Here is a 1,169-nt window from a genome sequence, read left to right as displayed (position 1 = left end):
GTGGACGATACTGCACGCCACGGCGCCGGACCTTTATGGGCCGTGGACCGAGCATCAGTCGATCGAGCTTCCAATCAATGGGAGTGGTGTTGCGGCTCCGGGGGTCATCCACGAAAGCGGCGTCTTTCACATGTTCATCCAGACCGAGTTCATGAAGTCTGGCGGCCGCTGCGAGCATGCGGTTTCCAATGACGGGTTCCAGTGGGTGGTTCTTAGCCCCGCAATCCTCGCGATCCCGGACACGGAGGAAGATGGCATTTACGATCCGCATCCCGCACTTATTGGCGGCAAGCGCTACCTCGTCTATTCCGCCATGCCAAAATTCACCAGGGTGCCGCAGCCCGACATCTATCTCGCACGCAGCCAATCCGACTCATGGTTCGGTCCCTGGAAGCGGATCGGCAAGATCCTCGACCACAATGATGTGCCTCACCACAACACAAGAGAGGATCCCGACTATGAATGGGGCATTGAGGGCGCACAACTGGTCGAATTGCCGGACGGTCGCGTGCTTCTCAATGCCACTTGCTTTCTGCCCAATGGCCTTCGCGGGAACCGGCAACGCGTGTTTTTTGCCATCGCGGATAACGTTGCTGGACCTTACGTCTCGATCGGCCCGGTGCTGGAACCAGGCCAGCCGGGAGAGAACGGCCACTCGACAGTGATGATCGAAGGCAGCCAGCTTTCACTGTTTTATCAGAGCCGGGTCGCCACGACTGATCATCGGTGGCGCTACGGCTTGGCCAGATGTGACGTCGCTCTGCTTTCCAGGGTCGCGTGATCCGGTCGGCGCCACTCGTACCGACTGCATCAACGAACTGGACGGCTCGCATTGCGAATAAGCGTCCGTGGCTCGAGACATTCCCGCGGAAAACTGCCGGAATTAAGTGTTCCTCGCACGGAACAATGCATCAGAGCTGAGGTTCGGCTGACTTCCAACCAGGAGTCAGCCATGTATTACACCGACAAGAAATTGCAGTACCCGGTTCGTGTGGAAACGCCCAATCCAGTCTTTGCCCGTGCCTTGCAGCAGGCCATCGGCGGAGTAGAAGGCGAGATCCGCGTGGCCTTGCAGTATTTCTTCCAGGCATGGGGATGCCGCGGGCCGGCCAAATACCGCGACCTGTTGTTGAACACGGCGACCGAGGAGCTCGGCCATATCGAAATGC

The 1,169-nt window shown here is 58.7% G+C and carries 2 protein-coding genes; both read left to right on the top strand.

Annotated elements, in window-relative coordinates; all coding sequences use genetic code 11:
- Positions 1–781 (top strand): hypothetical protein (locus EN884_RS36520; RefSeq protein WP_128361158.1); only part of this gene is annotated, 781 nt, incomplete at its 5' end.
- 171 nt (positions 782–952) lie between these two features.
- On the top strand, positions 953–1,169 hold a 217-nt coding region (locus tag EN884_RS36515), incomplete at its 3' end, for a manganese catalase family protein (protein WP_206617758.1).

This window comes from Mesorhizobium sp. M7A.F.Ca.AU.001.01.1.1 (assembly GCF_004022735.1).
Classification (GTDB): Bacteria; Pseudomonadota; Alphaproteobacteria; order Rhizobiales; family Rhizobiaceae; genus Mesorhizobium; species Mesorhizobium ciceri.
The sequence above is the reverse complement of the archived record's forward strand: the minus strand, read 5'-3'. Positions and strand labels throughout refer to the sequence as shown.